The organism is Acinetobacter sp. ATCC 27244, from assembly GCF_000156555.1.
GTDB classification, from domain to species: domain Bacteria; phylum Pseudomonadota; class Gammaproteobacteria; order Pseudomonadales; family Moraxellaceae; genus Acinetobacter; species Acinetobacter haemolyticus.
Genome location: NZ_GG666018.1, coordinates 1 through 240 on the forward strand (window position 1 = coordinate 1; position 240 = coordinate 240).

General features: G+C 37.5%; 1 protein-coding gene. It reads right to left on the reverse strand.

What is annotated here, in order from left to right:
* Nucleotides 1-240, reverse strand: a 240-nt coding sequence (locus HMPREF0023_RS16430) for an IS30 family transposase (RefSeq protein WP_008942610.1), incomplete at both ends; no start/stop codon positions are given.

Consider the following 240-nt stretch of genomic DNA (forward strand, 5'->3'; position numbering starts at 1 on the left):
TTATGATAATCAACAAGCTGAGCAAATTTCTCTAATGGTGTAAGCCAATCTAACGCTTTTCTAGGGCGAGTATTCAGTGACATGGCAACTTGATTTAAATAATGCTGATCTGCCTGGTTTAAATCAATCCCTTTAGGTAAATATTGCCTAATTAAACCATTCATATTTTCGCATGTGCCTTTCTGCCATGGCGAATGTGGGTCACAGAAATATACATCTATGCCTAAATCTTCTTCGAGG